We start from the raw sequence: 23,968 nt of genomic DNA on the forward strand, positions 1-23,968 counted from the left end.
CGCCCACCGCTGCGGCGTCAGCAGGTGCGGCCAGGTGTTCGCCCCGGTTCAGACGTCGCAGGAGTCCACGTGGAGAGGTCGGGGCGATGAGTAGGTTGTCCGTCAGAAAGACCTACAAGCTGTACATCGGCGGGGCCTTCCCGCGCTCGGAGAGTGGGAGGTCCTATCCCGTGACCTCGCCCAAGGGCGACTTCCTCGCCAACGCCTCGCGCGCCTCGCGCAAGGACGCGCGCGACGCCGTGGTGGCCGCGCGCAAGGCGTTTCCCGGCTGGTCCGGCGCGACCCCCTACAACCGGGGGCAGATCCTCTACCGCGTCGCCGAGATGCTGGAGGGGCGACGCGGGCAGTTCGCCGAGGAGCTGGGCCTGGGCAAGAAGGCCGCCCTGGAGTCGGTGGACGCGGCGGTCGACCGGCTGGTCTGGTACGCGGGCTGGTCCGACAAGATCACGGCGGTGCGCGGGTCGGCGAACCCGGTGGCCGGGCCGTACTTCAACCTGTCCTCGCCGGAGCCGACCGGGGTCGTGGCCGTGGTCGCGCCCGCCGACCCGCTGCTCGGGCTGGTGTCCGTGGTCGCGCCGGTGATCGTCACCGGCAACACGTGCGTCGTGGTCGCCTCCGAGCCCGCGCCGCTCGCCTCGATCACGCTGGCCGAGGTGCTGGCCACGTCCGACCTGCCGGGCGGGGTGGTCAACATCCTGACCGGTCACCAGGCCGAGCTGGCGCCCTGGCTGGCCGCGCACATGGACGTCAACGCGCTCGACCTCACCGGGGTCGAGGACGCCGACCTGGCGCTGCGCTGCGAGCAGGAGGCGGCCGAGAACCTCAAGCGCGTGCTGCGTCCCGTGCGCGAGGACTGGACGGCCGATCCGGGGCTCGGGCGGATGACGCGGTTCCTGGAGACCAAGACCGTCTGGCACCCGGCCGGCGTCTAGGAAATGCCGAGCGTCTAGGAGAAGCCGGGCGGGCGCAGCGGCGGGTGGGCCGCCTGGAGCTGGGCGGCCAGGGCCAGCAGGTGCGGCTCGCCGCCCGGCGGCGCCACGAGCTGCACGCCGATCGGCAGCGCGCTGGAGTGCGTGGCGACCGGCACGGCCATCGCGGGCCAGCCGCACAGGTTCCACGGGCCGGTGGTGGGCGCGTACCTGACGTTGGCCAGCAGGTTGGGCAGGAAGCCGCGCCCGCCCCAGCGGTCGGCGCGCGGCGGCAGGGCGGCGAGCGCCGGCGTGATCATCACGTCGGCGTCGCCGAACCAGGTGTCGGCGCCGTAGCCGCTCCAGCGCTCGCGGCCGCGCCTGCCGTCCAGGCCGATCCTGCTGAGCACGCGGCCGGCGCGGGCGAGCGCGCGGGTACGCCGTTCCAGCGCGTGCGGATCGAGGCCGTCGGCGGCGGCGGCGGCCCGGCCGAGCCAGGTGGCCACCCCGGCGGGGCCGAGCCAGGAGGGCAGGCGGTGCGGGTGCTCGACCACGGTGTGCCCGGCGTGCCGCAACGTCTCGGCCGCCGCTCGCACCGCCGCCTGGAACTCCCGGTCGACGGGCAGGCCCGCCGGCAGCGGCTGAGGGGCGCAGGCCACCCGCAGGTCGAACGGCTCCGGGCTGTCCTGCGGCGGTTGCGGCTCCCACACCTCGTCGTCGTCGGCCCAGACCGAACGCAGCATGCGCGGCTTCGGCTCGACCCGGTGGCCGGTACGCCACGCCTCGGCCAGCGCCGGGTCGGCGGCCAGGACGGACAGCGCGAGCGACAGGTCGGCCGCGGTCGTGGCGAGCGGGCCGTTCTCGGTGAGCCCGTCCCAGTCGTCGGCGGGCGGCGGGACCAGGCCCGTTCCCGGCTTGACGGCCAGCACGCCGCAGCAGGCGCCCGGGATGCGCAGCGACCCCATGCCGTCGTTGCCGAGCGCGATCGGCACCATCCCGGCCGCCACCGCCGCCGCGCTGCCCGAGGAGGAGCCGCCGGCGGTGCGGGCGAGGTTCCAGGGGTTGCGCACGATGCCGTACGGGCTGTCGCCGAAGCCGACCAGCCCCAGCTCCGGCAGGTTGGTCAGGCCGATCACCACCGCGCCCGCCGCGCGCAGGCGGGCCACGGCCGGATGGTCCTCCCGGGCGGGCGCGCCGGACGTGGCCGCCGAGCCGCCACGGGTGGGCTCGCCGGCCACCTCCAGGTTGTCCTTCACCGCCACCGGGACCCCGGCGAGCGGCAGGTCGGCCAGGTCGCGGCGGTCGCCCACGGCCCGCGCCTCGTCCATCGCCTGCTTCCTGACCAGCCGGAAGGCGCCGACCCGGGAATCCCGCTCGGAGATGCGGTGAAGGTGCTCCTCCAGGACGGTGGTGGCCGTGACGTCGCCGCGCCGGACGGCCGCCGCGATCTCGATGGCGGTCCTGCCTGCCCACAACATGTCTAGAGTGTGCAGGTTTTCACTCTTCCTTGCGAGAGCTCCTGCCGGGCTCCCGCCCGGCCTCCTTCAGCGCCAGCCGCAGCGCGAACTCGATCTGCGCGTTGATGCTGCGCAGATCGTCGGCCGCCCACTTGGCGATGGCGTCGTAGACGGCCGGGTCGAGGCGGAGCAGGAGCTTCTTCCGCTCAGGCATACAGACTGCCGGCGTTCACCACCGGCTGGGTCGCCCGGTCGCCGCACAGGACGACCAGGAGGTTGGAGACCATCTGGGCCTTGCGCTCCTCGTCGAGCTCCACGACCCCCTCGGCGGCCAGCCGGTCGAGCGCGAGCTGGACCATGCCGACCGCGCCCTCGACGATCCTGGTGCGGGCGGCCACCACCTGGCTGGCCTGCTGGCGCACCAGCATGGCCTGGGCGATCTCCGGCGCGTAGGCCAGGTGGGTGATGCGGGCCTCCAGCACCTCGACGCCGGCCAGCTCGGTGCGCTCGCGCAGCTCGGCGGTCAGCTCGCCGGCCACCTCGGCGCCGTCGCGCAGGCTGGTGCGCTCGGGCTCGTGCGAGTCGTACGGGTGGGTGGTCGCGAGGTGGCGCACGGCGGCCTCGGACTGGATCGCGATGTACTCCTCGTAGTCGTCGACGGAGAAGGCGGCCTTGGCCGTGTCGGTGACCTTGTAGACCACCACAGCGGCGATCTCGACCGGGTTGCCGTCGGCGTCGTTGACCTTGAGCTTGGCGGTCTCGAAGTTGCGCACCCGGAGGCTGATGCGGCGCTTGGTGGTGAACGGCGTCACCCACTGCAGCCCCGCCACGTTGACCGTGCCGACGTAGCGGCCGAGGAACTGCACGACCTTCGCCTCATTGGGGTTGACCACGGTGAAGCCGGAGGCTGCGAGCGCGAAGAGCACGATCCAGGCTATGCCGAGCGTCTCGATCGAGACCAGCGCCGCGCCGCCCAGCAGGATGAGGACGAGCAGGACCAGGAATCCGTTGACCCGGAAAGCACGACGTTCCATCGCGACTCCTTGCTATCGAAGTGATATCACCATGATAGCCATATAAACTCCATGCGCGTGAACGGATCTTCACTTGCCATCCGCCAGCGCTCGCTGGGTGACCCTTCGATCGAGTTCCCGCTGTCCCCGCCGCTCACGAGGGGCTGCCCCCGCACCAGCACCGGCGAGATCGCCTATCCGGTCGAGGTCGTCTACGACTACACGCGCGTCGACAAGGGTCTGTTCGACCAGGAGCCGGGGCCGGACATCGCGCGGTGGTCGCCGCTGCTGCCGTCCCTGGAGGCGCCGACGCTGGGCGAGGGCGGGACGCCGCTGCTGGAGTTCGACGGGATCTACGTCAAGGACGAGTCCCAGAACCCGACCTGGTCGCACAAGGACCGGTTGAACCGGGTGGCGGTCAGCGCGGCCCTGGCGGAGGGGGCGGCCGGGGTGGTGGTGGCCTCGTCCGGCAACCACGGCGCCTCGGCCGCCGCGTACGCCGCCCGCGCCGGGCTGCCCGCCATCGTGCTGGCCTCGGCGGACTCGCCGGCCGGCGTGCAGGCGTTCGTGCGGGCGTACGGGGCCAAGGTGTTCTCCGTGCCGGTGGAGGAGCGGTGGCCGCTGCTGCGGGAGGTCGTGGAGCGGCTGGGCTACCATCCGGTCAGCAACCAGACCGTGACCCACACCGGCCACCCGTTCGGCCCCGAGGGGTACAAGACGATCGCGTACGAGCTGTTCCGGCAGCTCGGACGGGTCCCCGCGGCGGTCTTCGCACCCACCGGGTACGCCGAGCTTTTGTTCGGGATGTGGAAGGGCTTCACCGAGCTGCGGCTGCTCGGGGCGGCCGGGGACGTGCCGCGGATGTTCTCCTGCGAGCCGGCCGCGGGCGGCCCCAACGCGCGGGCCCTGGCCGACGGCTCACCCGCGGCGGTCGTCGAGCTGGGGGCCAGCCGGGCGTACGGGATCGCGGGGTCGGTCGGCGGCCACCGGGGCGTGCTGGCGGTGCGCGACAGCGGCGGCGAGGCGGTGCTCGTGACGGACGACGAGATGCGCGCCGCCCAGCGGGACCTGGCGCGGCAGGGCATATGGCAGGAGCTGTCGGGGGCGGCGGGCCTGGCGGGCTACCGGAAGCTGCGCCGGGACTTCGACGGGCCGGTGGTGTGCGTGGGCACGTCGAGCGGGTTCAAGGACATGGGGGTGGGCGAGGTGACCCATCCGGTCCGCACCGGTTTGACGGTGGCCGACCTGGCGGACTGACCGCGCCCGGTGTGTCAGGGCTTGAGCAGGATGCGGAGAGGGCCGAGGGTGGTGAAGCCGTGGGCGAGGGCGGCCGACGGGTCACTCTCGTAGCCGACCAGCGGGCGGCCGGGGAACAGCTCGGCCGCCATCGCCACCGTGCCCTCCCAGGCGGCGGACTCGTCGCAGCCGGCGGCGAAGACGTTCGAGACGCCCGTCGCCGTGCCGCTCGCGTTGAGCGCCGCGCCGCAGACCACGTCGGCCCCGATCCGGCCGTACACCAGCCGCACCTGCGGCTCGTCGAGCAGCGCGGGCGGGAACAGGCCGGGCGCGCCGCCGGAGAAGCACGCCTGCGCCCACTCGCCCAGCGCCCTGGGGTCGGCGGCCACCTCCCACACGATCGGGTCGCCGGTGGCCGCCCGGAGGGGACGCCGGGGCGCGCCGGGCGCGGGCCGGGCGATCCACTGGGCGGTGAACAGCACGTCGAAGCCCGGCAGGTCGAGCGTGCCGAAGCTGTCCTTGACCGAGGCGCCCGAGCCCGCGTCGATGTGGCCGAGCACGTCGGCAGGCCCGGCGTCGGGGGAGAGCGTGACGGCGTCGGGGTACAGGACGGGCGTCCTGGCCGGGTTGGTCCAGGCGAGCGGCCCGAAGACGCCGGGACGGCCGTGCGCCCGGCACATCGTGTCGCACCAGGCGGCGTTGTCGCGGACGGCTTCGTCGATCAAGGTCTGCTCCGGTTGACGCGGCGGGTCGGCGGCGCGGTGAGCGGATCCTCCGGCCATGGGTGCTTAGGGTAGCGGCCCCTCATCTCGGCCCGTACGGACCGGTAGCCCTCGCGCCAGAACGAGGCCAGGTCGGCGGTCACCGCCACCGGACGGCCCGCCGGGGAGAGCAGGTGGACCAGCAGGGGGACGCCGGCGATCCGCGGCGTCTCCTCCCAGCCGAACAGCTCCTGCAGCTTCACCGCCAGCACCGGCTGCTCGCCGGAGTAGTCGATCCTGATCTGCGAGCCGCTGGGCACCTCGACGCGTTCGGGGGCCACGTTCTCCAGGCGTTCGCTCCACGGGATCAGGCGGCGCAGGGCGGCGGCCACGTCGATGCGTTCGACGTCGGCCCGGCGGCGGGCCCTGGACAGCTCCGGCTCCAGCCACTGGTCGGCCAGGGCGATCAGGTCGTCGGTGGCGGGCCACGGGGGGCCGATCGCGCGGTGGGCGAAGGTCAGGCGGTCCTTCAGCTCCTTCGCCTGTCTCGTCCAGGTCAGGAGGTCTTCGGTGCGCAGGCCGTGCAGGATGGCGGGGCGTACGTCGGCGTCCTTGAGCGGCGTGGCGGACAGCTCGATCGCGCCGAGGCGTTCGACCACGCGGGCCGACACGTCGCCGCGCCGCTCGCCCGGCGGCACCCGCCAGGCGACCTCCTCCTCGACCGTCACGGGCAGGGCCAGCCGGGCGATCTCCTCGTCGATCACCACGGCCTGGCGCACGCGGGCCGAGGCCGAGCCCGTGGGCCGGTCGGCGACGGCGATCGCCAGCCACGGCGCGGTGGACAGCCTGGAGCCCTCGGCGAGCTGGGCCTGCGTGCCCGACGCCATGAGATAGCCGCCGCCGCGCCGCCGTGCCACCCGTTCCGGGAACGCCAGCGCCACCGCCATGCCGGCCAGCGCGTCGTCACTCACCTTCCGCACGTCCGGCCCCTGGCCGGAGGCGCGGGCGAGGCGTCTGGTCTCCTGGCGCCAGCGGGCCGCGAAGCCGGTGCCGCCCCTGCGGGCCGTCCGCCAGACCTCCGCGAGGTCGTCGCCCGCGTCCCTGGGCAGTTGCTCCGACAGCAGCGCCACCACCTCGGCGGCCCGCGGGCCGAGGTCGAGCAGGGCCCTGGCCAGACGGGGATGCACGCCGGCGAGCGCCATGCGCCGCCCGCGACCGGTCACCCGGCCGGCCTCCAGCGCGCCCAGCGCCTCAAGGGTGCGGACGGCGGCCGCCATCGCGGCGGGCGGCGGCCGGTCGAGGAGGGCGAGGCCGACCGCGTCCGCGTCGCCCCAGCAGGCCGCCTGGAGGGCGAACCCGGTCAGGTCGGCGAGCGCGATCTCCGGCCGCGCGTGGTCGGCCAGGCGTTCGTGCTCGGCCGCCGTCCAGCAGCGGTACACGGCCCCGGGGGCCTCCCGCCCGGCGCGGCCGGCACGCTGGTCGGCGGACGCCTTCGAGACCCTGACCGTGGTGAGCGACCCGAGCCCCCTGGCGTGGTCGGTACGGGGTTCGCGGGCCAGCCCGGAGTCCACCACCACGCGGACGCCCGGCACCGTCAGGCTCGACTCGGCCACCGACGTGGCCAGCACGACCCGGCGGCCGGCCCCGGGCGACAGGACGGCGTCCTGGACGCGGGCCGGCGCCTGGCCGTGCACCTGGAGCACGTCGAGGTCGCCCAGCATCCCCGCGACCCGGGCGATCTCCCCCACGCCGGGCAGGAAGCACAGCACGTCGCCGTCGCGCTCGGCGTACGCCCGCCGGACGACCGAGGCCACGTGCGACAGCAGCGCCGGATCGACGCGCAGGCCGTGGGGCGGCGCGACCGGACGCTCCGGCGGCGCCCACACGGTCTCCACGGGATGGGCCGTCCCCGTGGCGGCCACCACGGGCCCGCCGATCAGCAGGGACCACGGGGCCGCGTCGGCGGTGGCCGAGGTGGCCAGCAGCCGCAGGTCGGGACGGAGCGTCTCGCGCACGTCGAGCAGGAACGCGAGGGCGGTGTCGGCGTCGAGATGGCGTTCGTGGCACTCGTCGAGCACGACCGCGTCGACCCCGGCGAGCTCCTGGTCGCGCTGGAGCCGCTGGAGCAGCACGCCGGTGGTGACGACCTCGACCATGGGGTTCGCCCCGGTGTGCCGCTCGCCGCGGATCGTGTAGCTGACGCCCATGCGCCGGGCCGCCGCGCGTACGGCCAGCCGCCGGGGCTCGGCGACCAGCACCCGCAGCCCGGTTCCGGCCAGTGCCAGGGGCACGACCGTGGTCTTGCCCGTGCCGGGCGGCGCGGTGAGCACCGCCGTGCCGTGGCGCTCCAGCGTGGCGAGCAACTCGGGGAGCGCGTCGTGGATCGGCAGCCGGTCAGGTGGGGGCATGCGAGGCGGACAACACGGAGTCGAGCAGGCCGGGGAAGCGCGCGTCGAGGTCGTCGCGGCGCAGGCTGATGTACTTGAGCCGGCCCTCCTGCTTGGAGATGATCACGCCGGCCTCGCGCAGCGAGCGGTAGTGGTGGGAGGCCGTCGACTTGTGGACGCCGAGATGGTCGCCCGCGGCGGTGCACGTCATCTCGCCCAGGGTGGCCAGGCGGACCACGATCTCCAGCCGGACGGGGTCGGCGAGCGCGCGCAGGACCTCGGTGAGCTGGATGTCCTCCTTCGCGGGGTGCGGTAGCAGGCGCATGGTGGAACCCTACCTCCCTCTGATTGTTTGACAACTATCCAACTGTAATGACAATTTGATGCTCGTCCAACTAATCGGCTGGAGGTTCCATGAGTTCCCGGCTCTATCCCCTTGCTGCCGGAAATTTCGCCATCGGTACTGGCATGTTCGTCACCGCCGGGCTGCTCACCCCCATCTCCGCGGACCTTCGGATCTCCACGTCCGCCGCCGGGCAGCTCATGACCGTGTTCGCCCTGGCGTACGCGGTGCTGTCCCCGCTGCTGGCCGCGCTCACCGCCCGCCTGTCGCGCAAGCGGCTGCTGCTGCTGGCGCTGGCCGTGTTCGTCGCGGGCAACGTGCTGACCGCGCTGGCTCCGACGTACCCGCTGGTCATGGCCACGCGGGTGGTGGCCGCGGCCGGCGCGGCGATGTTCACCCCGACCGCCTCGGGCGTGGCCAACGTGCTGACCTCGCCCGACCGGCGCGGGCGGGCGCTGGCGCTGGTGATGGGCGGGCTGAGCGTCTCCTCGGCCGTCGGCGTGCCGCTGGGCACCTGGCTGGGCTCGGTCTCGGGCTGGCGGGCGACGATATGGCTGGTCGTCGGGCTGGGCGTGATCGGCTTCGCCGGGGTGGCGGCGCTCGTGCCCGACGTCAGGGTCGCCGTGTCGGGACGGCTCGGCGAGCGGTTCGCGCCGCTGGCCGACCGGCGGGTGCTGGTGGTGCTGGTCACCCAGCTGCTGATGTTCGGCGCCGGGTTCACCGCCTACACCTACATCGGGTCACTGTTCGACCTGCCGCTGCCGGCCGTGTTGTGGGCGTGGGGGCTCGGCGGCATCGTGGGCAACCAGCTCGGCGGGCGTCTCACCGACGCCTACGGGCCGCGCAGGATGGTGCTGATCGGCCTGGCCGCCTCCACGGTCTTCCTGGCCCTGATCCCCGTCGCGAACCTGGCCCTGCCGATCGCGCTGGTCTGGGCGTTCCTGTGGGGCGCGCTCGGCTGGCTGATCGCGCCGGCCCAGCAGTTCAGGACGGTGGCCGCGGTGCCGGACAACGTGCCGATCGGGCTCGGCCTGCTGTCGTCCGCCCAGTACGTCGGCCTGTTCGCGGCCGGCATCGCGGGCGGCATGGCCCTGGACGCGTACGGCAGGGCAGGGGTGGTCGTGCTGGCCACCGGGCTCGGCGTGGCGGCGCTGCTGTTCACCCTGGCGACCTACCCCCGGGCGGCGGCGATCTCGTCGAGCGAGAGCGTGCCCGTCAGGTAACGCTGGACGTTGGGCGCGGTCAGGGCCGCGACCTGGCCGGCGGGCAGCGAGGCCAGCGGGTCGAGCCTGAGCATGTAGCGGATCATGGCCAGGCCGAGCAGCTGGGAGGCCGCCAGCAGCGCGCGGACCTCGGGATGGGCGCCGGGCAGCCGGCGGGCGATCGGGGCGAGCAGCTCCCGGCCCAGCAGCTCCTTCAGCAGCGCGGCCGTCGCCGGGGTGGCGGCGGCCGCGTGCAGCACGGCCGAGAGCCGGGGGCCGTGCCGCGGGTCCTCCCACAACTCCAGGTAGCGGGTCACCAGCCGCTCGCCGATGCCCGACGCGTCGCCGTCGAGGGCGCCGACCATCAGCGCGACCGGCATGCTGGCCTTGATCGCGGCCTCGAACAGGCCGTCCTTGTTGCCGAAGAAGTGCATCACCAGCGCCGGATCGACACCTGCGGCCCGCGCCACGGCCCTGATCGTGGTGCCGCCGTAGCCGTGGGCGGCGAAGGACTCCATCGCCGCCTCCAGGATCTCCTGCCTGGTCTGCGGGTTTCCCGGTCGTCTTCCGCGTTCCTCGGCCATAGGGCTATTCAACCACGTGGAATTCGTCTACCCTCGAATTCAACATCGATGAACTCATCAGGTGGTGAAAAATGCGCAGGATCATTGGCCTCGTGGTCGGGGTCGCGCTGCTGGGGATGTTGTTCGCCGGGTCGTTCCTCGGGGCCTTCCACGCGCCGGAACCGCACGGCGTGCCGGTCGCCGTCGTCGCGCCCGCCGAGCAGGTGCGTCAGCTCCAGAGCGGCATCGACGGGCGGCGGGCGGGGGCGTTCACGCTGAGCCCGTACGGGTCGGCCGAAGCCGCGCGGGCCGCGCTGCTGGACCGGGAGGTGGACGCCGTGCTCGTCCCGGGGGAGGGCAGGCTGGTGGTGGCGAGCGCGGGCGGCCGCACCGGCGCGACGGTGATCACCGCGGCTTTCCAGGGGGCCGCGCAGGCACAGGGCCGCACCCTGAAGGTCGAGGACGCCGTCCCGCTGCCGCCCGGTGACGCCGGCGGCATCTCCGGCATGTTCTACGTGCTCAGCGTGCTGCTGCCGGGGATCGCGCTGGCCGTGCTGCTCGCCCGGGTCGCGCCGGGTCTGGGCGCGGCGGCACGGGTCGGCGTCCTGGCCGCGGGCTCGCTGGTGGCGGGCACGGCCGTCGCGTGGCTGGCCGACGTGGTGTTCGGCGCGCTGCCGGGCCGCTTCGGCCCGCTGGTGGCGGTCTCGTCGGGCATCGCGCTGGCGGTCGGCCTGGTGGTCGCCGGGCTGGTCAAGGTCATCGGCACGCCGGGGGTCGGGGTGGCGGCGCTGCTGTTCGTCCCGATCGGGCTCCCGGCGAGCGGCGGACCGCTCGGCGCCCGCTACATCCCCGAGTGGTACGCCGCCGTCGGCCGCGTCCTGCCCGTGGGCCCGGCCGCCGAGGCGGTGCGCAACACGGTGTTCTTCGGCGGGGCCGCCCTGTGGACGCCGGTCGGGGTGCTGGCCCTGTGGGCGCTGCTCGGCCTGGTCCTGCTCGCCCTGCCCGGACGCCGGGCGCAGGCGGCCCCCGCCGCCCCGCGCACGCCGGTGGCGGTCTGATCTTCTCCGCCTCGGAGGTGACCTCCGGTCGCCCCGCAGGCGGACGACGGGTGGCGGCGGCGGCACGTACCGTCGCCGGCATGTTCAGGAACCAGGTGACCTTCCGCCGCGTCGCGGCGGGCACGTTGCTCATCGCGGCCCCGCTCCTGCAGTTCGTGGCCGTCGTCATCGACCCCGGCACGTGGGGCGACTCCCGCGAGGCGGTCAGCTACGGCGACAACCCCGCGCTGGCCCAGGCCGAGTCGGCGCTCTACCACTGGAGCTGGATGTTCATGGGCCTGGCGGCCATCGCCCTGGTGCACCTCACCAGGCGCAAGGCCACCGTGCTGGGCCACATCGCCGGCGCGGCGACGGCCATCGGCTACATCTCGACGTCGGCCCTGCTGATGATCGACCCCGTCGAGTGGTGGCTGGGCCGGCACAACCCGCCGGAGCAGGCGCAGAAGATCCTCGACGAGATGCTGAACCTGCCCGGCGTGATCTTCGGCTTCCAGATGCCGTGGATGTTCTTCGCCGTGCTGGGCCTGCCGCTGCTGGTCGTCGCCGTGTGGCGGGCCGGGTTCGTCGGCTGGTGGGTGCCGCTGCTCGTCTTCGTCGGGTACGTCGTCTCCTTCCCCATCGAGTACGGCCCCGTGACCGTGCTGTTCTGGGCCCTGCCCGTCGCCGGCCTCGGCTGGACCGGCCTGAAGGTCCTGCGCATGGGCGACGAGGCGTGGGCGGCCTACTACCCCTCGCCCGCCCTCGACCGGACGGCCGTGTCGGCCTAGGCCGGGATCCAGCCCAGGGTGACCGCCAGGATGACGAAGAAGCCGAGCAGGATGCGGTAGATCACGAACGCGGTGAACCGGTGGGTGCTGATGTACTTCAGGAACCAGGCCACCGCCGCGTAGCCGACGGCGAACGAGATCAGCGTCGCCAGGATGGTGGGCCCCCACGCGGGGGCCTGCCCCTCGCCGATGTCCTTCAGCTCGAACGCCCCCGAGGCCAGCACGGCGGGGATGGCCAGCAGGAACGAGTATTTGGCGGCGTCCTCGCGGCGGTAGTCGAGCAGCAGGCCCGCCGTGATCGTGCCGCCCGAGCGGGAGACGCCCGGGATGAGGGCCAGCGCCTGCGCGAAGCCGTAGACGATGGCGTGGGTGAAGCTGAGGTGCTTCTCCAGCGTCAGCTTGTTGCGCGCGGTGCGGTCGGCGAACCACAGGATGCAGCCGAAGACGATCAGCGTCGTGCCGACCACGCGCAGGTCGCGGAAGACGGTCTCGATCTGGTCCTTGAACGCCAGGCCGAGCACGCCGATCGGGAGCGTGCCGACGATGACGTACCAGCCCATGCGGGCCGCCCAGTGGCCGCGCAGCTCCCGGTCGAACAGCGAGCGGACCCACGTGGAGACGATCTCCCACAGCTCCTTGCGGAAGTAGATGAGCACCGCGGCCTCGGTGCCCAGCTGGATGACCGCCGTGAAGGCCGCCCCCGGGTCCTGCCAGCCGAAGAAGGCGGAGACCACACGGATGTGGGCGCTGGAGGAGATCGGCAGGAACTCCGTGAGCCCCTGGACGAGCCCCAGCACCACCGCTTCGAGCCAGCCGATCACGACTACACCTTCCGGTTACGGGAGTGACCAGGGTGAGGTTAGCGGAAACGGGGGCCGCGCAGTTGCCCGCCCAGCAGGTTGAGCAGGCCGGGGGAGAGCCGGCCCGCCCTCAGCGTGCGGCCCACACCGCGGCGTTGGCCGCGGCGTAGTCGGCGAAGTCGCGGGCCGGACGGCCCAGCGCCTCCCGGACGCCGTCCGTCACGTGGGCGTTGCGGCCGTCGAGCACCTCGGTGAACAGCCCGGTCAGGCCCTCGGCCTCGCCGATCGGCACGCCCGCCGCCACCGCCCCGGCCACGTACTCCTCCGGCGTGACCTGGATGGAGGTGATCGTGCGACCCGTGGCCTTCGACAGCTCGGCCGCCGCGTCGGCGAACGTCAGCAGCCTCGGGCCGGTCAGCTCGTACAGGCGGCCCGCGTGCCCGTCCTGGGTGAGGGCGGCCACGGCCACGTCGGCGATGTCGTCGGCGTCCACGAACGGCTCGGGCACGTCGGCCACCGGGATCGCCAGCACGCCGTCGAGGACCTGGTCGAAGAGGAAGCCCTCGCTGAAGTTCTGCATGAACCAGCCGCAGCGCACGATCGTCCAGTCCAGGCCGGACTCCCGCACGGTCTGCTCGCTCGCCTCGGCGCCCGGCTCGCCCCTGCCCGACAGCAGCACCAGCCGCCGCACCCCGGCGTCCGCGGCGAGCCGGGTGAGCTCCAGGACGTCCTCGTACGCGCCGGGCAACGCCAGGTCGGGGTAGTAGGACACGTACACGGACTCGACGCCGTCCAGCGCGGCGGCCCAGGTGGAGCGGTCCGCCCAGTCGAAGGACGGGCTGGCCGAGCGGGAGCCGATCCGCACGGGAAGGCCGAGAGAGGTGAGCCGGTCAGCGACACGGCGGCCGGTCTTGCCGGTTCCGCCCAGAACCAAAATCGTCATGCATCTAGTAAGCCGTCATACCCATAAGACTCTCCATGGTTGAGAAGCGCGTTGCCATATGCGATCGTCTAGCCCATGGATCAGCTCGCGGCATTGCTCGACGGACCGAGAGCGCGGAGCGCCTTCCTGCTCCGGTCGATCCTCGACCCGCCGTGGTCGATGCGCATCCAGGACGAGGCCCCGCTCACGCTGGTGGCCCTGCTGTCCGGTGAGGCGTGGGTGCTGCCGGACAAGGGCGAGCCGGCCCGCCTCGAACCCGGGCAGGTGGCCATCCTGCGGGGGCCGGAGCCGTACGTGGTGGCCGACGCCCCCGGCACCGCGCCGCAGATCGTCATCCATCCCGGCCAGCGCTGCACCACTGTCGACGGCGAGTCGCTGTACCAGTCGATGGACCTCGGCGTGCGCACCTGGGGCAACGACCCGGCGGGCGGCACCGTGCTGATCACCGGCACGTACACGCTGGAGGGCGAGGTCAGCAGGCGCCTGCTCGACGCGCTGCCCCAGCTTCTCGTGCAGCCGGGCGGGCCGGTCATCTCGCTGCTCGGCGCCGAGATCGTCAAGGACGACCCGGGCCAGTCCGCGGTGCTCGACCGGCTGCTCGACCTGCTGCTGATCGCCGTGCTGCGGTCGTGGTTCGCCACCCACGAGGCGCCCGCCTGGTACCGCGCGATGGGCGACCCGATCGTGGGCAGGGCGATGCGGATGTTGCACAACAACCCCGCCCACCCCTGGACGGTCGCCGCCCTCGCCGCCGAGGTGGGGGTCTCCAGGGCGGCGCTGGCCAGGCGGTTCACCGACCTGGTCGGGGAGCCGCCGATGTCCTTCCTCACCGACTGGCGGCTCGCGCTCGCCGCCGACCTGCTGCGCGAGCCCGACGCCACGATCGGCTCGGTGGCCAGGAAGGTCGGCTACGGCAGCCCGTTCGCGCTCAGCACGGCCTTCAAGCGCGTACGCGGCGTCAGCCCCCAGGAGCACCGGACCGGAGCGGCGAGGTGAAACCCCTGCTGCTGCTCGACGTCGACGGCGTGCTCAACCCGATGGGCCGCCCCACGCCCGACTTCCGGCGCTACCGCTGCACGATCGGCACCGACGTCTATACCGTGCACCTCAACCCCCGCCACGGCCGCCGGCTCCTCGACCTGGCCCTGACCACGGGCGCCGAGCTGGTCTGGGCCACCACCTGGGAGCACCACGCCAACGAGTGGATCTCTCCCAGGATCGGCCTGCCCACGCTCCCGGTCGTCACCATGGGCCCCGACCGGACCCGGACCGAGCACGGCGAGATGTTCAAGACGCCGCACGTCGCCGCGTACGCCGGGCGGCGGCCGTTCGTGTGGTTCGACGACCAGGTGTGGGCGCAGGACGAGCAGTACCTCAGGGTGCATCAGGGTCTGGAGAATTTCCTGTTGATCCACGTCGATCCCAGACATGGACTGACCAGGGAACATCTGGGCATGGCTCATGAGTGGCTGACCCTTACAGGGTTTTCTCAGGGTCCCTAGCGGGATAGCGGCGGCACTGCTGTCCGTTTTACCGGTAGGTCATCACGACACGGAGGAACAGCATGTACCGCTCAAGGGAGCACAGGATTCTGGCCGGCGTCTGCGGCGGGCTCGCCGACAAGATGGGCCTGCCCCCGACCCTCGTCCGCATCCTCTGGCTGCTGCTGTCGCTCATCCCCGGCCCGCTCTGGGTGGTCTACGTCGCCATGTGGATCCTCGTCCCGGAGCAGCCGAGGGGCTACTCCCACTGACGCGTCCGCCGGTCCGCCGAACCACCGCGTGAGCGCCGCCTCGGCGGGCTCCGCGCAGGGTTCGGCCCAGGCCACGTAACCGTCGGGCCGCACCAGCAGCCCGCGGTCGCCGGGCACGACGTCCACCCGATCGGCCCAGCGCGCCCCCGCGGTGCGCAGGGCCGGGTCGGAGGTGACGAGCAGCCCGCGGCCGTCGTCCAGCCGCAGGCCCTCGGGCATGAAGGCGCCGACGAGCGGGTTCTGGCCCGCCGCGTACCGCACCGACGCCGCGCTCACGTCCTCGGCCAGCATCCTGTTGGCCTCGGGGACGGTCATGAGCTGGGCGAACAGGTCGCGCAGCCGGGTCGTCCCGGCGTCCGGCGCGGACAGCTCGACCTGTTGGAGGGTGTTCGCCAGCACGGCGGCGGCCACCGGATGTCGTTCGGCGTGGTAGCTGTCGAGCAGCCCGGCCGGGGCCGTCCCGCGCACCGCCAGGGCGAGTTTCCAGCCCAGGTTGACGGCGTCCTGGAGGCCGGTGTTCATCCCCTGGCCGCCGAACGGCATGTGCACGTGGGCCGCGTCGCCGGCCAGGAACACCCGGCCGGCCCGGTAGCGCTCGGCCTGCCTGGCCGCGTCGGAGAAGCGGGACAGCCAGGTCGCCCCGGTGATCTCGGGGGCGGCGTCCCCGAGGTGCCGGCGCACGCTGGCCGAGAACTCCTCGATCGTCACGGGGGCGTCCCGGTCCGCGTGCACCCGGCCGTGGTCGACGGTCAGGATCCTGGTCGTGCCGTCGGGCCGGACGAACGGCCACTGGAACAGGCCGTGGCCGGTGCGGACCCAGCCGGTCGGCGTGCCGCCGGCGACCGTGACGTCACCGACGTAGGCGGCCAGGGTGGCGGGGGTGCCGGGGAAGGCGATCCCGGCCAGCTTGCGCACCGTGCTCCGGCCGCCGTCGCAGCCGACGAGCCAGCCCGCCCGGTACGCCGTGCCGTCGCCGGTCTCGACCGTCACGCCCGACCCGTCCTGCGTCAGGCCGGTCACCGCCCGGCCCCGGACGATCTCCGCGCCCAGCTCCAGCGCCCGCGCCTCCAGGATCTCCTCCACCCGCGACTGCGGGATCAGCAGCCCGTACGGGTGCGGGGTCCGGGTGGCCGTCAGGTCGAGCACCCGCATGCCGGCGAAGTGCTGCAGGTCCAGGCGGGGCGCGTCGCCGAGCCGGTCGAGCAGCCCCCGCATGGCGAAGGTGTCGACCGAGCGGGGGTGCAGGTTGAGCGCCCTGGACAGGCCGGTGGGGGCGGCGAGCCGGTCGAGCACGAGTGTGCGCACGCCGCGCAGGCGCAGCTCGCAGGCCAGCATCAGCCCGACCGGGCCGGCCCCGGCGATGACGACGTCCATCCGCATCTCCTTATCAACGATAAGTGCTTATCACTGATAAAGCCTTATCTTTGATAAGTTGTCAAGCGTGGAACGGCGGACGGCGGTACGCGCGGCCCTGCGGCTGCTCAACGAGGTGGGCATCGACGGGCTGACCACCCGCAGGCTGGCCGACGAGCTGGGCGTGAAACAGCCGGCCCTCTACTGGCACTTCAAGAACAAGCAGGAACTGCTCGACGAGATGGCCGAGGAGATGCTCGCCGACACGCTGGAGCGTCTCGACGTGCCCGAACCCGGTCAGGAATGGGACAACTGGCTCATGTCCCGTGGCCGGGTGATCCGCAGCGCGCTGCTGTCGTACCGGGACGGCGCCCTCGTGCACGCCGGGTCCCGGCCCACGCCGCGCCGGCTGGCCGAGCTGCCCGCGCTCATCAGGCCGCTGACCGAGGCGGGATTCACCGGCGAGCAGGCGGTCAGGGCGCTGATCGCGGTCGGCAGGTTCGCCCTCGGCTCGGCGATCGACGAGCGCGGGCCGGCCGTGCCGCTCGACGCGCGGCCTGAGGAGGACCCCGACGGAGACTTCGAGTTCGGGCTGCGTGCGCTGGTGTCCGGGATGCGTCTTATCCTCGAAGGATGAGGGCAAGGCCGCTGACACTTCTGCAGGACGATCTGGTCGACTACGACACGGCGATGGAGCGCATGACCGACCTCGTCGGGCAGCGCCAGCGGGACGAACGGCCGGACACGCTCTGGCTGCTCAGCCACCCGCCCGTCTACACCGTCGGCCGGCGCACCCCCGCCGAGCACCTGCCCGATCCCGCGCGCGGCATCCCCGTGCTGGAGACCGGGCGCGGCGGGCAGCTCACCTACCACGGCCCCGGCCAGCTCGTGGGCTATCTCATCGTCAAGCTCGGCGAGGACGAGGGCATCGTCGACTACGTGCGGGAGGTGGAGCTGCGCCTGGTCGAGGCGCTGGGCAAGCTCGGCCTGCCCGCCGAGCGGCGTGACACCCCGCCGGGCTCGGAGCTGCTGACCGGCGTCTGGACGTCCGCGACCGGCCGCAAGATCATCTCGATCGGCATGCGCCAGAGCCGGGGGGTCACCAGCCACGGGTTCGCGCTCAACGTCGACGGCGACCTCACGCCCTGGAACTGGGCGGTGGCCTGCGGCATGCCCGACGTGGACATGACCTCGCTCAAGCGCGAGCTGGACGACATCACCATGCAGGACGTGCGGCCCGCCGTGGCCGCCGCCTTCGAGGCGTCCTGACCGCTCAGCGGGGAGTGGCCAGCCCGGCCACGACCATGTGCTTGAGCAGGTCGTAGCTGTCGTCGAGCAGCTCGGGCAGGCCGAACCCGCCCGACGCCTCCAGCACCGCGAACCCGTGCGCCGCCGCGCGCAGGCAGCGGGCCGCGTGGATCGCGTCGGAGCCTTCCAGTCCGTAGCCGCGCAGCGCCGCGAGCATGATGCCCATCAGGCGCTCGCCCGACGTCCGCATGCCGGGGTGCGGCTGCTGGATGACCATCGCGTAGCGGTGCGGGTGGCGGGTGACGTAGGCGCGCCAGGCGTCCATGAGCGCGCCGACGGCCTCGTCGCGGGAACGGCCCAGCACCGCCTGGGCCAGTTCGTCGGTGATCTCGTCGGTGACCCGCACCGACAGCAGCTCGCGCAGTTCGGCCAGGTTGCGCACGTGCTTGTACAACGACGGCGTCGCGACCCCGGCGCGGGCCGCCAGCGCCGAGAGCGTCAGGGCCTCGGGCCCGTTCTCGTCCACCAGGCACACCGCCAGGTCGACGACCGTGTCCCGGGACAACGCCGCCCTAGGCATGCACGCGCTCCTTGACGAACGCCAGCACCTCGGCGGCCACCTGAGCCGGGAACTGGGCGTGCGGGTAGTGGCCGGCGCCCTCGATCATGGCGATCCGGCCGCGCCCGGCGGGCATGGCGGCCACGATGCCCTCCGCCTCGGCGCGCGGGTCGGCCCAGTCGGGGTCGAGCGTGCCCATCACGACCAGCACGTCGCGGGTCAGGTCGGGGAGCCGCGCGCCGGCGTCGGTGGGGGGCACCTGGCCCATCTTGGAGACCACGGCCATCCGGCCGGGCCGGCGCAGGTCGGCTTCGAGCGCCGCGATGTGCTCCGCGTGGTCGGCGGGCTTGACGCCCGGCATGGCGTGGTCGAGGTACTTCTTCCATAGGCCGATGCTGCGCAGGAGCGCCGCGCCGAGCAGCAACATGGCCCCCTTGCGATGGTGGGCGTTGCGCAGCAGGCCGCCGCCGTCGATCTTCTGCACCCGGGTGAACGGGCCGATCTCCACCACGGCACTGACCAGCTCGGGCGCCTGCGCGGCGGCGATCGTGACGGCCCCGCCCGCGAACGAGTGGCCCACCAGGACCGCCGGGCCGCCCAGGTGGCGGACCAGCGCGAGCAGGTCGCCCGCGACGTCGGTGCGGGTGTAGGAGGGCCAGTCGCGGCTGGACTCGCCGTGACCGCGCAGGTCCGTGGTCGCCACCCGGAAACCCGCCGCCACCAGCTCGGGCACCAGGAGCCGGAACGACTGCCGCCCGACGCCCATGCCGTGCGCCAGCACCATCAGCGGCCCTTCGCCGGTCACCTCGTAGGCGAGCTGTCCACCCTCGACCGCCAGGAACTCCGTCATGTCCAACCCCTCTCGGCTAACTCTTATAGCCCTAAAGCTAAAGTCTTTAGCCAAGCGATGTCAAGCAGCAGAAAAGGCGGGCACGGCCGGATCGGCCGTGCCCGCCCGAAGGGGTGGTCAGGAGATCGGCACCTCGTCGATCGTGCGGCGCGGGCCGGTGAACCAGTGCCTGGCCGACAGGCTCCACCACAACCAGATGCCGATCAGCACGACGCCGACCGCGATCGGCGCGTAGTTGACCGACGTCCAGGTGAAGTCCTTGTTCCCCGGCACGCCGGCCGGGGAGAACGGCATGACGAAGTAGATCGACACGATGACGATCTCGACGCAGGCGATCCAGCCCAGCACCCGGTACTTGCGGCCGAGCGTCCACGGGCCGGGACGGAAGGCGTCGCCCATGCGCAGGCGCAGCCAGATCGGGATGAGGAACGCCAGGTAGAGGCCGATGACCGCGATCGACACGACGGCGTAGAAGGCGACCGGGGTCGTCGAGCCGGCCGGGGCGTACAGGGCGGGCAGGGTGATCAGGGCGGCGATGAGGCAGCCGGCGAGGATCGCGTTGACCGGGGTGCGGTTGCGGTCCACCTTCGACCACAGCCGCCAGCCGGGCACCGCGCCGTCGCGCGAGAACGCGTACGTCATGCGCGACATCGAGGTGACGCAGCTCATCCCGCAGAAGAACTGGCCGATCGTGGAGATCGCGAAGATCGCGGTGGCCAGCGGGGAGGAGAGCGCGGTCTCGAAGATGGCGCCGACGAAGCCGGACTGCTTGTTGATCTCGTCCACGTTGGTCGCGGCGAACAGGAACGCCAGCAGCAGGATCCAGCCGCCGATCGCCGAGTAGAAGATCGACTGCCACAGGCCGCGAGCGGCCGTCCTGGCCGCGCCCTGCGTCTCCTCCGACACGTGGGCGCAGGCGTCGAACCCGGTGATCGTGTACTGGGTGAGCAGGAAGCCGAGCGGGAGCACGTACAGCCAGAAGGGCACGCCGCCGTCGCCGAAGCCGGAGTTGTTGATCGTGCCGCCGAACACGAAGCCGAGCGACTGGTGCTCGGACGGCGCGAGGACGAGGATCGCGACGATGACGACCGCGCCCGCGACGTGCCACCACACGCTGATGTTCTGCAGCAGCGAGATGAGCCGGTGGCTGAAGATGTTGATGAGCGCGTGCAGGATGAGGATGATCACGAACAGCAGGAACGCCTGGGGGAGCGTCCCCTCCCACGCGCCGCCGGTCAGGCGGCTGATCGTGATGTTGAGGAACGTGGCGCAGCCGTAGTCGACCGACGCGGTGACCGCGATGAGGCCGATCAGGTTGAGCCAGCCGGTGAACCAGCCGTGGATCGGCTTGCCCATGGTGGCGGCCCACCAGTAGATGCCGCCCGCCGTCGGGAACGCCGAGACCAGCTCCGACATGCAGAAACCGATGATCAGGATGAACGCGGAGATCAGCGGCCAGCCCCACGAGATGGCGATGGGGCCGCCGTTGTTCCAGGCCTGCCCGAAGGTCGTGAAGCAGCCGGCGAGGATCGAGATGATGGAGAAGGAGATCGCGAAGTTGGAGAAGCCGCTCCAGGTCCGGGCCAGCTCCTGCTTGTAGCCGAGCTCGGCGAGTCGCCTGGAATCCTCTTCGAGTGACATGAGGTCTCCCTGGGGGGCGCGGAGGACGCTCTGTTTGGTCTAGGTCTAGACCATTTCTTCCCGAGGAACAAGGCGTGACAGATGAGTTTCGATGTGGTCAGGAGAGACCGTGTCCCGCCGGGTCGATGTCGAGCACGACCTTCCCCGTGACCGTGCGGTCGAGCTGGGCCGCGGCGGCCTCGTCCAGGCGGTCCCAGGGCACGCGCCGGCCGATCTCGACGGACAGGTCGCCCGCGGCCACGAGGCCGAGCAGGAAGGCCAGGTCGGGGCCGGGGGAGTCGACGTCGCCGAACGAGCTCATCGAGCGGGCGGGGCCGAGGGAGAAGGTCGAGCCCGGCGGGAAGACGGCCGGCTGCCCGCCGGCCCAGCCGACGCTCTGGAGGTTGCCGCCCGGCTTGAGCAGGCCCCAGGCGGTCACCAGGGTCGGGCCGCCGACCAGCTCGATCACGACGTCCACGGGGGCCACGCCGTCCAGGCCGGTCACGATGTCCACGTCCGGGCCGAGGGTCCGGGCGCGGGCGGGGGAGCTCACCGAGGCGACGACGTGGGCCCCGGCCAGCCTGGCGAGCCGCACGGCCAGCCTCCCGACCGAGCCGGACGCCCCCGTCACGAGCACGCGCGAGCCGAGGGAGACGCCCGCGGCGCGTAGTGAGCGCAGCGCGGTCAGGCCGGACATCGGCAGGGCGGCGGCCACCGCCAGGTCGACCCCGTCGGGCACCACGGCGAGCGAGCCGGTGTCGAACGCCGCCCGCTCCGCCCACGCCCCCGCCCCGAACGCCGCCACCCGCGCGCCCTCGGCCGGGCCCGTGCCGTCCGCGGCGGGCCGCAGCACCACCCCGGCGGCGTCGTAGCCGAGCACGACGCCCTCGGGCAGGCGGTCCAGGTGCCGCAGCTCGCTGAAGTTGACCGACGTCCGCCGCACCTCGACGAGTGCCTGCCCGGCCCCCGGAACGGGCTCGGGAACGTCGGCGAGCCGCCCCACGGCCCCCGGGCCGACCACCAGTGCGCGCATACGAAATCCTCCCGCGACCATGCGGACCGGCGGTCCGCTTCGTTGCCGGGATACTATGGGGACCGACAGTCCGCTTGCAAGGAGGAGCCTTGGTGCGATCAGACGCGACCCGCAACAGGGAGGCGATCCTGCGGGCCGCCGAAGAGCTCCTGTACGCCCACGGCGCCGAGCACATCTCGCTCGACCGGGTGGCCGCGGCGGCGGGGGTGGGCAAGGGCACGCTGTTCCGCCGCTTCGGCAGCAGGACCGGCCTGTTCCAGGAGCTGCTGGCCGAGCGTGCCGCCGCCCTGGCCGAGGCCATCGAGTCGCCCGGCTCGCCGCTCGGGCCGGCGGCGCCGCCCCGGGAGCGGCTGCTCGCGTTCCTGGACGAGCTGGCCGGGCTGGCCGAGCGCAACCTGGCGCTGTTCGCCGCGCACGAACGGGCCTGCGCGGCCGACAAATACCGCGACCCCACCTATCTGCGGTGGCACGCCCACGTGACGGCGCTGGTCGCGGCGGCGGCGCCGGGGCTCGACGCCGAGTTCGCCGCCCACACCCTGCTGGCCTCCTTCGACGCCGACCTCGCCCGGCACGTGATGGCCGAGGGCGGCGCCGACCGGCTCAGGAGCTCGGTGCGCGGCGTCGCCGAGGCGCTGCTGCGCGCCTGAGCCCACCAAGGGGCCGGCCCAAGGGGCCGGCGCGGCCTCAGGGCAGGCCGACGCGGGCGCGGGGCCGGGTTCTGGCGAGTGCGCGGCCGGGTCCGGGCGGGCGCGGGGCCGGGTTCTGGCCCTATGCCGAGAAGGCGTCCGTGGCGGCCTGGCAGAAGGCCTTGAGGTCGTCCGGTTTGCGGCTGGTGACCAGGGTGTTCGGGCCGTCCGTGCAGACCACGACCTCCTGGTCCTTCCAGGTCGCGCCGGCGTTGCGCAGGTCGGTCTGCAGGCTCGGCCAGGACGTGAGCGTACGCCCGCGCACGACGTCCGCCTCGACCAGCGTCCAGGGGGCGTGGCAGATGGCGGCCACCGGCTTGCCGGCGTCGAAGAAGGCGTGCGCGAACCGGACCGCCTGCGGCACCGTGCGCAGGAAGTCGGGGTTGGCGACGCCCCCGGGGAGCAGCAGGGCGTCGAAGTCGCCGGGGTCGGCGTCGTCCACCGTGGCGTCCACGGCGAAGGTGTCGGCCTTGTCCAGATGGTTGAACGCCTGGATCCGTCCCGAGGACGTGGAGACCAGCCGGGGCGTGCCGCCCGCCTGCTTGACCGCCTGCCACGGCTCGGTGAGCTCGACCTGCTCGACCCCTTCGGGAGCGACCAGGAACGCGATGGTCTTGCCGTTCAACATGACTGTCCCTTCGTTTTTCCCTCCCCTATCCGGACATCGGGGAAGTATGCGCATTTACCCCTGGGGGGTATATAGTGAGGCGCGAAGCCGAGAGAAGAGGAGTTCGGGCATGGTGATCACCGCGTACCAGGTCGAGGGCATGACCTGTGGCCACTGCGTCAGCTCGGTGCGGGCCGAGGTCGGCAAGGTCGACGGGGTTCAGGCCGTCGAGGTCGACCTCGCGGCCAAGGAGATGGTCGTGACCAGCAGCGCGCCGATCGACCAGGCCGTCATCGAGTCGGCCGTCGTCGAGGCCGGCTACGAGCTGGGCGGCGGCCGGGAGCTGCTGCCGCAGGCCGGTTCGTGCTGCGGCTCGGGCGGCTGCCACTGACCTCTCAGGGGGATCGCCGCCGGGAGGCCCACAGGGTGTGCGCGGCGCACGCGGCGGCCGCGCCGACGGCGTACCAGAGCAGGTCGGGCGGGTTGAAGGTGCTGCCCAGCAGTGGCCGCAGGACTGCCGGGATCTCGCCGAGCTGGGCGAACTCGATCGCCCAGCTCAGCCCGCCCGACCCCACCGCGGCGACCCACGGCCGCACGCGCGGCAGCACCAGGACGACGAGCGCGTAGATCAGTACGGTGTACAGCGCGTCACCGGCGTATTTGGGCACGGGCCCGTCCCACCACATCCGGACGGCGAGCCCCGCCACGACGGTCACGACGGCGGCGAGGAGAACGGGCAGGCGAGGCACCCGATCACGGTATTGCCAAGCGTACTGAAAATTTACACCGCGGAAGGAAACGAGAATGAAACAATTTTCCGCCACTCGTTGACACGCGGTCTCCGTATGGTGTGCCTTCATCTACACAGGAATCCCCCGCCT

General features: G+C 72.8%; 27 protein-coding genes and 1 pseudogene. 12 read left to right on the forward strand and 16 right to left on the reverse strand.

Annotated elements, in window-relative coordinates:
- Positions 1–86 precede the first annotated feature (86 nt).
- Positions 87–932, forward strand: coding sequence for an aldehyde dehydrogenase family protein (locus tag ABZ459_RS06900; protein ID WP_357966855.1), 846 nt, complete (start codon positions 87–89; stop codon positions 930–932).
- 14 nt (positions 933–946) lie between these two features.
- Here ABZ459_RS06900 and ABZ459_RS06905 read toward each other — a convergent pair whose 3' ends face one another.
- Genes ABZ459_RS06905 through ABZ459_RS06915 form a run of 3 tightly spaced genes read right to left on the reverse strand, consistent with a single transcriptional unit; the run spans position 947 to position 3,399 of the window.
- Positions 947–2,386 (reverse strand): amidase, encoded by a 1,440-nt coding sequence (locus tag ABZ459_RS06905; protein WP_357966857.1) that lies wholly within the window; start codon positions 2,384–2,386, stop codon positions 947–949.
- Positions 2,387–2,405: 19 nt separating this feature from the next.
- The gene (locus ABZ459_RS06910; RefSeq protein ID WP_357706347.1) at positions 2,406–2,579 is read right to left on the reverse strand and encodes a hypothetical protein; all 174 of its coding nucleotides are present in this window, start codon (positions 2,577–2,579) and stop codon (positions 2,406–2,408) included.
- A complete protein-coding gene (locus ABZ459_RS06915) occupies positions 2,572–3,399 on the reverse strand; it encodes an SPFH domain-containing protein (protein WP_357966860.1) in 828 nt (275 codons plus the stop codon). The genes ABZ459_RS06910 and ABZ459_RS06915 overlap by 8 nt, the downstream gene beginning before the upstream one ends.
- Before the next feature lie 57 nt (positions 3,400–3,456).
- Between ABZ459_RS06915 and ABZ459_RS06920 the strand changes: the two genes are divergently transcribed.
- Entirely contained in the window at positions 3,457–4,635 is a 1,179-nt protein-coding gene (locus tag ABZ459_RS06920) for a pyridoxal-phosphate dependent enzyme (RefSeq protein ID WP_357966861.1), read from the forward strand.
- 14 nt (positions 4,636–4,649) lie between these two features.
- On the opposite strand, the gene ABZ459_RS06925 is transcribed toward ABZ459_RS06920, so the two are convergent.
- Genes ABZ459_RS06925 through ABZ459_RS06935 form a run of 3 tightly spaced genes read right to left on the reverse strand, consistent with a single transcriptional unit; the run spans position 4,650 to position 8,027 of the window.
- Positions 4,650–5,339, reverse strand: coding sequence for a hypothetical protein (locus tag ABZ459_RS06925; RefSeq protein ID WP_357966864.1), 690 nt, complete (start codon positions 5,337–5,339; stop codon positions 4,650–4,652).
- Entirely contained in the window at positions 5,336–7,723 is a 2,388-nt protein-coding gene (gene hrpB, locus ABZ459_RS06930) for an ATP-dependent helicase HrpB (protein ID WP_357966867.1), read from the reverse strand. The genes ABZ459_RS06925 and hrpB overlap by 4 nt, the downstream gene beginning before the upstream one ends.
- The gene (locus tag ABZ459_RS06935; protein ID WP_357966869.1) at positions 7,710–8,027 is read right to left on the reverse strand and encodes a helix-turn-helix transcriptional regulator; all 318 of its coding nucleotides are present in this window, start codon (positions 8,025–8,027) and stop codon (positions 7,710–7,712) included. Before ABZ459_RS06935 ends, hrpB begins: the two co-directional genes overlap by 14 nt.
- Positions 8,028–8,116: 89 nt before the next feature.
- Between ABZ459_RS06935 and ABZ459_RS06940 the strand changes: the two genes are divergently transcribed.
- Positions 8,117–9,268: an MFS transporter gene (locus tag ABZ459_RS06940; protein ID WP_357966872.1), complete on the forward strand. Its 1,152-nt coding sequence runs from the start codon at positions 8,117–8,119 to the stop codon at positions 9,266–9,268.
- On the opposite strand, the gene ABZ459_RS06945 is transcribed toward ABZ459_RS06940, so the two are convergent.
- A complete protein-coding gene (locus ABZ459_RS06945) occupies positions 9,217–9,831 on the reverse strand; it encodes a TetR family transcriptional regulator (protein ID WP_357966875.1) in 615 nt (204 codons plus the stop codon). The two genes, ABZ459_RS06940 and ABZ459_RS06945, sit on opposite strands and share 52 nt — an antisense overlap.
- A 71-nt stretch (positions 9,832–9,902) precedes the next feature.
- On the opposite strand from ABZ459_RS06945, the gene ABZ459_RS06950 reads away from it, so the two are divergent.
- Both ABZ459_RS06950 and ABZ459_RS06955 read left to right on the forward strand, forming a co-directional pair.
- Positions 9,903–10,868, forward strand: coding sequence for a hypothetical protein (locus ABZ459_RS06950; RefSeq protein ID WP_357966876.1), 966 nt, complete (start codon positions 9,903–9,905; stop codon positions 10,866–10,868).
- An 80-nt stretch (positions 10,869–10,948) separates the two neighbouring features.
- A complete protein-coding gene (locus ABZ459_RS06955) occupies positions 10,949–11,635 on the forward strand; it encodes a hypothetical protein (RefSeq protein ID WP_357966879.1) in 687 nt (228 codons plus the stop codon).
- Here the strand turns inward: ABZ459_RS06955 and ABZ459_RS06960 are convergent.
- The gene (locus tag ABZ459_RS06960; RefSeq protein ID WP_357966881.1) at positions 11,632–12,456 is read right to left on the reverse strand and encodes an undecaprenyl-diphosphate phosphatase; all 825 of its coding nucleotides are present in this window, start codon (positions 12,454–12,456) and stop codon (positions 11,632–11,634) included. The genes ABZ459_RS06955 and ABZ459_RS06960 overlap by 4 nt on opposite strands.
- Positions 12,457–12,565: 109 nt before the next feature.
- On the reverse strand, positions 12,566–13,378 hold the full coding sequence (locus tag ABZ459_RS06965) for an NAD(P)H-binding protein (RefSeq protein ID WP_357966884.1): 813 nt from the start codon (positions 13,376–13,378) through the stop codon (positions 12,566–12,568).
- Positions 13,379–13,453: 75 nt separating this feature from the next.
- Between ABZ459_RS06965 and ABZ459_RS06970 the strand changes: the two genes are divergently transcribed.
- The 3 genes from ABZ459_RS06970 to ABZ459_RS06980 all read left to right on the forward strand — a co-directional run bounded on the left by ABZ459_RS06970 (position 13,454) and on the right by ABZ459_RS06980 (position 15,131).
- Positions 13,454–14,374, forward strand: a complete 921-nt coding sequence (locus ABZ459_RS06970; RefSeq protein ID WP_357966887.1) for an AraC family transcriptional regulator — start codon at positions 13,454–13,456, stop codon at positions 14,372–14,374.
- Positions 14,371–14,880: an HAD domain-containing protein gene (locus tag ABZ459_RS06975; protein WP_357966890.1), complete on the forward strand. Its 510-nt coding sequence runs from the start codon at positions 14,371–14,373 to the stop codon at positions 14,878–14,880. Before ABZ459_RS06970 ends, ABZ459_RS06975 begins: the two co-directional genes overlap by 4 nt.
- Positions 14,881–14,942: 62 nt before the next feature.
- Positions 14,943–15,131, forward strand: a complete 189-nt coding sequence (locus ABZ459_RS06980) for a PspC domain-containing protein (protein ID WP_357966892.1) — start codon at positions 14,943–14,945, stop codon at positions 15,129–15,131.
- Between the two features lie 21 nt (positions 15,132–15,152).
- On the opposite strand, the pseudogene ABZ459_RS06985 reads toward ABZ459_RS06980, so the two are convergent.
- Positions 15,153–16,511 (reverse strand): annotated as a pseudogene (locus ABZ459_RS06985) (FAD-dependent monooxygenase); the annotation flags it as partial.
- A gap of 61 nt (positions 16,512–16,572) precedes the next feature.
- Here ABZ459_RS06985 and ABZ459_RS06990 point away from each other — a divergent pair.
- Both ABZ459_RS06990 and lipB read left to right on the forward strand, forming a co-directional pair.
- Positions 16,573–17,121, forward strand: coding sequence for a TetR/AcrR family transcriptional regulator C-terminal domain-containing protein (locus ABZ459_RS06990; RefSeq protein WP_357966894.1), 549 nt, complete (start codon positions 16,573–16,575; stop codon positions 17,119–17,121).
- Complete coding sequence (lipB, locus tag ABZ459_RS06995; protein ID WP_357966897.1) at positions 17,118–17,753, forward strand: lipoyl(octanoyl) transferase LipB; 636 nt, start codon at positions 17,118–17,120, stop codon at positions 17,751–17,753. The genes ABZ459_RS06990 and lipB overlap by 4 nt, the downstream gene beginning before the upstream one ends.
- A gap of 4 nt (positions 17,754–17,757) precedes the next feature.
- Here lipB and ABZ459_RS07000 read toward each other — a convergent pair whose 3' ends face one another.
- The 4 genes from ABZ459_RS07000 to ABZ459_RS07015 form a co-directional block, all read right to left on the reverse strand.
- The gene (locus ABZ459_RS07000) at positions 17,758–18,312 is read right to left on the reverse strand and encodes a TetR/AcrR family transcriptional regulator (RefSeq protein WP_357966899.1); all 555 of its coding nucleotides are present in this window, start codon (positions 18,310–18,312) and stop codon (positions 17,758–17,760) included.
- Positions 18,305–19,141: an alpha/beta hydrolase gene (locus ABZ459_RS07005; RefSeq protein WP_357966902.1), complete on the reverse strand. Its 837-nt coding sequence runs from the start codon at positions 19,139–19,141 to the stop codon at positions 18,305–18,307. The genes ABZ459_RS07000 and ABZ459_RS07005 overlap by 8 nt, the downstream gene beginning before the upstream one ends.
- Before the next feature lie 117 nt (positions 19,142–19,258).
- Positions 19,259–20,782, reverse strand: a complete 1,524-nt coding sequence (locus ABZ459_RS07010; protein ID WP_357966905.1) for an amino acid permease — start codon at positions 20,780–20,782, stop codon at positions 19,259–19,261.
- A gap of 97 nt (positions 20,783–20,879) precedes the next feature.
- Positions 20,880–21,794 (reverse strand): zinc-binding dehydrogenase, encoded by a 915-nt coding sequence (locus tag ABZ459_RS07015; protein ID WP_357966908.1) that lies wholly within the window; start codon positions 21,792–21,794, stop codon positions 20,880–20,882.
- A gap of 92 nt (positions 21,795–21,886) precedes the next feature.
- Between ABZ459_RS07015 and ABZ459_RS07020 the strand changes: the two genes are divergently transcribed.
- Positions 21,887–22,441 (forward strand): helix-turn-helix domain-containing protein, encoded by a 555-nt coding sequence (locus tag ABZ459_RS07020; protein ID WP_357966909.1) that lies wholly within the window; start codon positions 21,887–21,889, stop codon positions 22,439–22,441.
- Positions 22,442–22,562: 121 nt separating this feature from the next.
- Here ABZ459_RS07020 and ABZ459_RS07025 read toward each other — a convergent pair whose 3' ends face one another.
- Positions 22,563–23,108: a type 1 glutamine amidotransferase domain-containing protein gene (locus ABZ459_RS07025; RefSeq protein WP_357966912.1), complete on the reverse strand. Its 546-nt coding sequence runs from the start codon at positions 23,106–23,108 to the stop codon at positions 22,563–22,565.
- A gap of 109 nt (positions 23,109–23,217) precedes the next feature.
- Here ABZ459_RS07025 and ABZ459_RS07030 point away from each other — a divergent pair, with 109 nt between their 5' ends.
- On the forward strand, positions 23,218–23,478 hold the full coding sequence (locus ABZ459_RS07030; RefSeq protein WP_352325934.1) for a heavy-metal-associated domain-containing protein: 261 nt from the start codon (positions 23,218–23,220) through the stop codon (positions 23,476–23,478).
- A gap of 4 nt (positions 23,479–23,482) precedes the next feature.
- Here ABZ459_RS07030 and ABZ459_RS07035 read toward each other — a convergent pair whose 3' ends face one another.
- Positions 23,483–23,836 carry a DUF2809 domain-containing protein gene (locus ABZ459_RS07035; RefSeq protein WP_357966915.1) on the reverse strand — a complete coding sequence of 118 codons (354 nt, stop codon included), beginning with the start codon at positions 23,834–23,836 and terminating at the stop codon, positions 23,483–23,485.
- Positions 23,837–23,968 lie beyond the last annotated feature (132 nt).

This window comes from Nonomuraea sp. NPDC005692, from assembly GCF_040631115.1.
Taxonomy (GTDB): Bacteria; Actinomycetota; Actinomycetes; order Streptosporangiales; family Streptosporangiaceae; genus Nonomuraea.

What these genes read in the sequence shown, in the direction of transcription:
- ABZ459_RS06900 (WP_357966855.1), top strand. Translation starts at nt 87, where the DNA reads ATGAGTAGGTTGTCCGTCAGAAAGACCTACAAGCTGTACATCGGCGGG.
- ABZ459_RS06905 (WP_357966857.1), bottom strand. Translation starts at nt 2,386, where the DNA reads ATGTTGTGGGCAGGCAGGACCGCCATCGAGATCGCGGCGGCCGTCCGG.
- ABZ459_RS06910 (WP_357706347.1), bottom strand. Translation starts at nt 2,579, where the DNA reads ATGCCTGAGCGGAAGAAGCTCCTGCTCCGCCTCGACCCGGCCGTCTAC.
- ABZ459_RS06915 (WP_357966860.1), bottom strand. Translation starts at nt 3,399, where the DNA reads ATGGAACGTCGTGCTTTCCGGGTCAACGGATTCCTGGTCCTGCTCGTC.
- hrpB (WP_357966867.1), bottom strand. Translation starts at nt 7,723, where the DNA reads ATGCCCCCACCTGACCGGCTGCCGATCCACGACGCGCTCCCCGAGTTG.
- ABZ459_RS06935 (WP_357966869.1), bottom strand. Translation starts at nt 8,027, where the DNA reads ATGCGCCTGCTACCGCACCCCGCGAAGGAGGACATCCAGCTCACCGAG.
- ABZ459_RS06940 (WP_357966872.1), top strand. Translation starts at nt 8,117, where the DNA reads ATGAGTTCCCGGCTCTATCCCCTTGCTGCCGGAAATTTCGCCATCGGT.
- ABZ459_RS06945 (WP_357966875.1), bottom strand. Translation starts at nt 9,831, where the DNA reads ATGGCCGAGGAACGCGGAAGACGACCGGGAAACCCGCAGACCAGGCAG.
- ABZ459_RS06950 (WP_357966876.1), top strand. Translation starts at nt 9,903, where the DNA reads ATGCGCAGGATCATTGGCCTCGTGGTCGGGGTCGCGCTGCTGGGGATG.
- ABZ459_RS06955 (WP_357966879.1), top strand. Translation starts at nt 10,949, where the DNA reads ATGTTCAGGAACCAGGTGACCTTCCGCCGCGTCGCGGCGGGCACGTTG.
- ABZ459_RS06965 (WP_357966884.1), bottom strand. Translation starts at nt 13,378, where the DNA reads ATGACGATTTTGGTTCTGGGCGGAACCGGCAAGACCGGCCGCCGTGTC.
- ABZ459_RS06970 (WP_357966887.1), top strand. Translation starts at nt 13,454, where the DNA reads ATGGATCAGCTCGCGGCATTGCTCGACGGACCGAGAGCGCGGAGCGCC.
- ABZ459_RS06980 (WP_357966892.1), top strand. Translation starts at nt 14,943, where the DNA reads ATGTACCGCTCAAGGGAGCACAGGATTCTGGCCGGCGTCTGCGGCGGG.
- lipB (WP_357966897.1), top strand. Translation starts at nt 17,118, where the DNA reads ATGAGGGCAAGGCCGCTGACACTTCTGCAGGACGATCTGGTCGACTAC.
- ABZ459_RS07000 (WP_357966899.1), bottom strand. Translation starts at nt 18,312, where the DNA reads ATGCCTAGGGCGGCGTTGTCCCGGGACACGGTCGTCGACCTGGCGGTG.
- ABZ459_RS07005 (WP_357966902.1), bottom strand. Translation starts at nt 19,141, where the DNA reads ATGACGGAGTTCCTGGCGGTCGAGGGTGGACAGCTCGCCTACGAGGTG.
- ABZ459_RS07010 (WP_357966905.1), bottom strand. Translation starts at nt 20,782, where the DNA reads ATGTCACTCGAAGAGGATTCCAGGCGACTCGCCGAGCTCGGCTACAAG.
- ABZ459_RS07015 (WP_357966908.1), bottom strand. Translation starts at nt 21,794, where the DNA reads ATGCGCGCACTGGTGGTCGGCCCGGGGGCCGTGGGGCGGCTCGCCGAC.
- ABZ459_RS07025 (WP_357966912.1), bottom strand. Translation starts at nt 23,108, where the DNA reads ATGTTGAACGGCAAGACCATCGCGTTCCTGGTCGCTCCCGAAGGGGTC.
- ABZ459_RS07030 (WP_352325934.1), top strand. Translation starts at nt 23,218, where the DNA reads ATGGTGATCACCGCGTACCAGGTCGAGGGCATGACCTGTGGCCACTGC.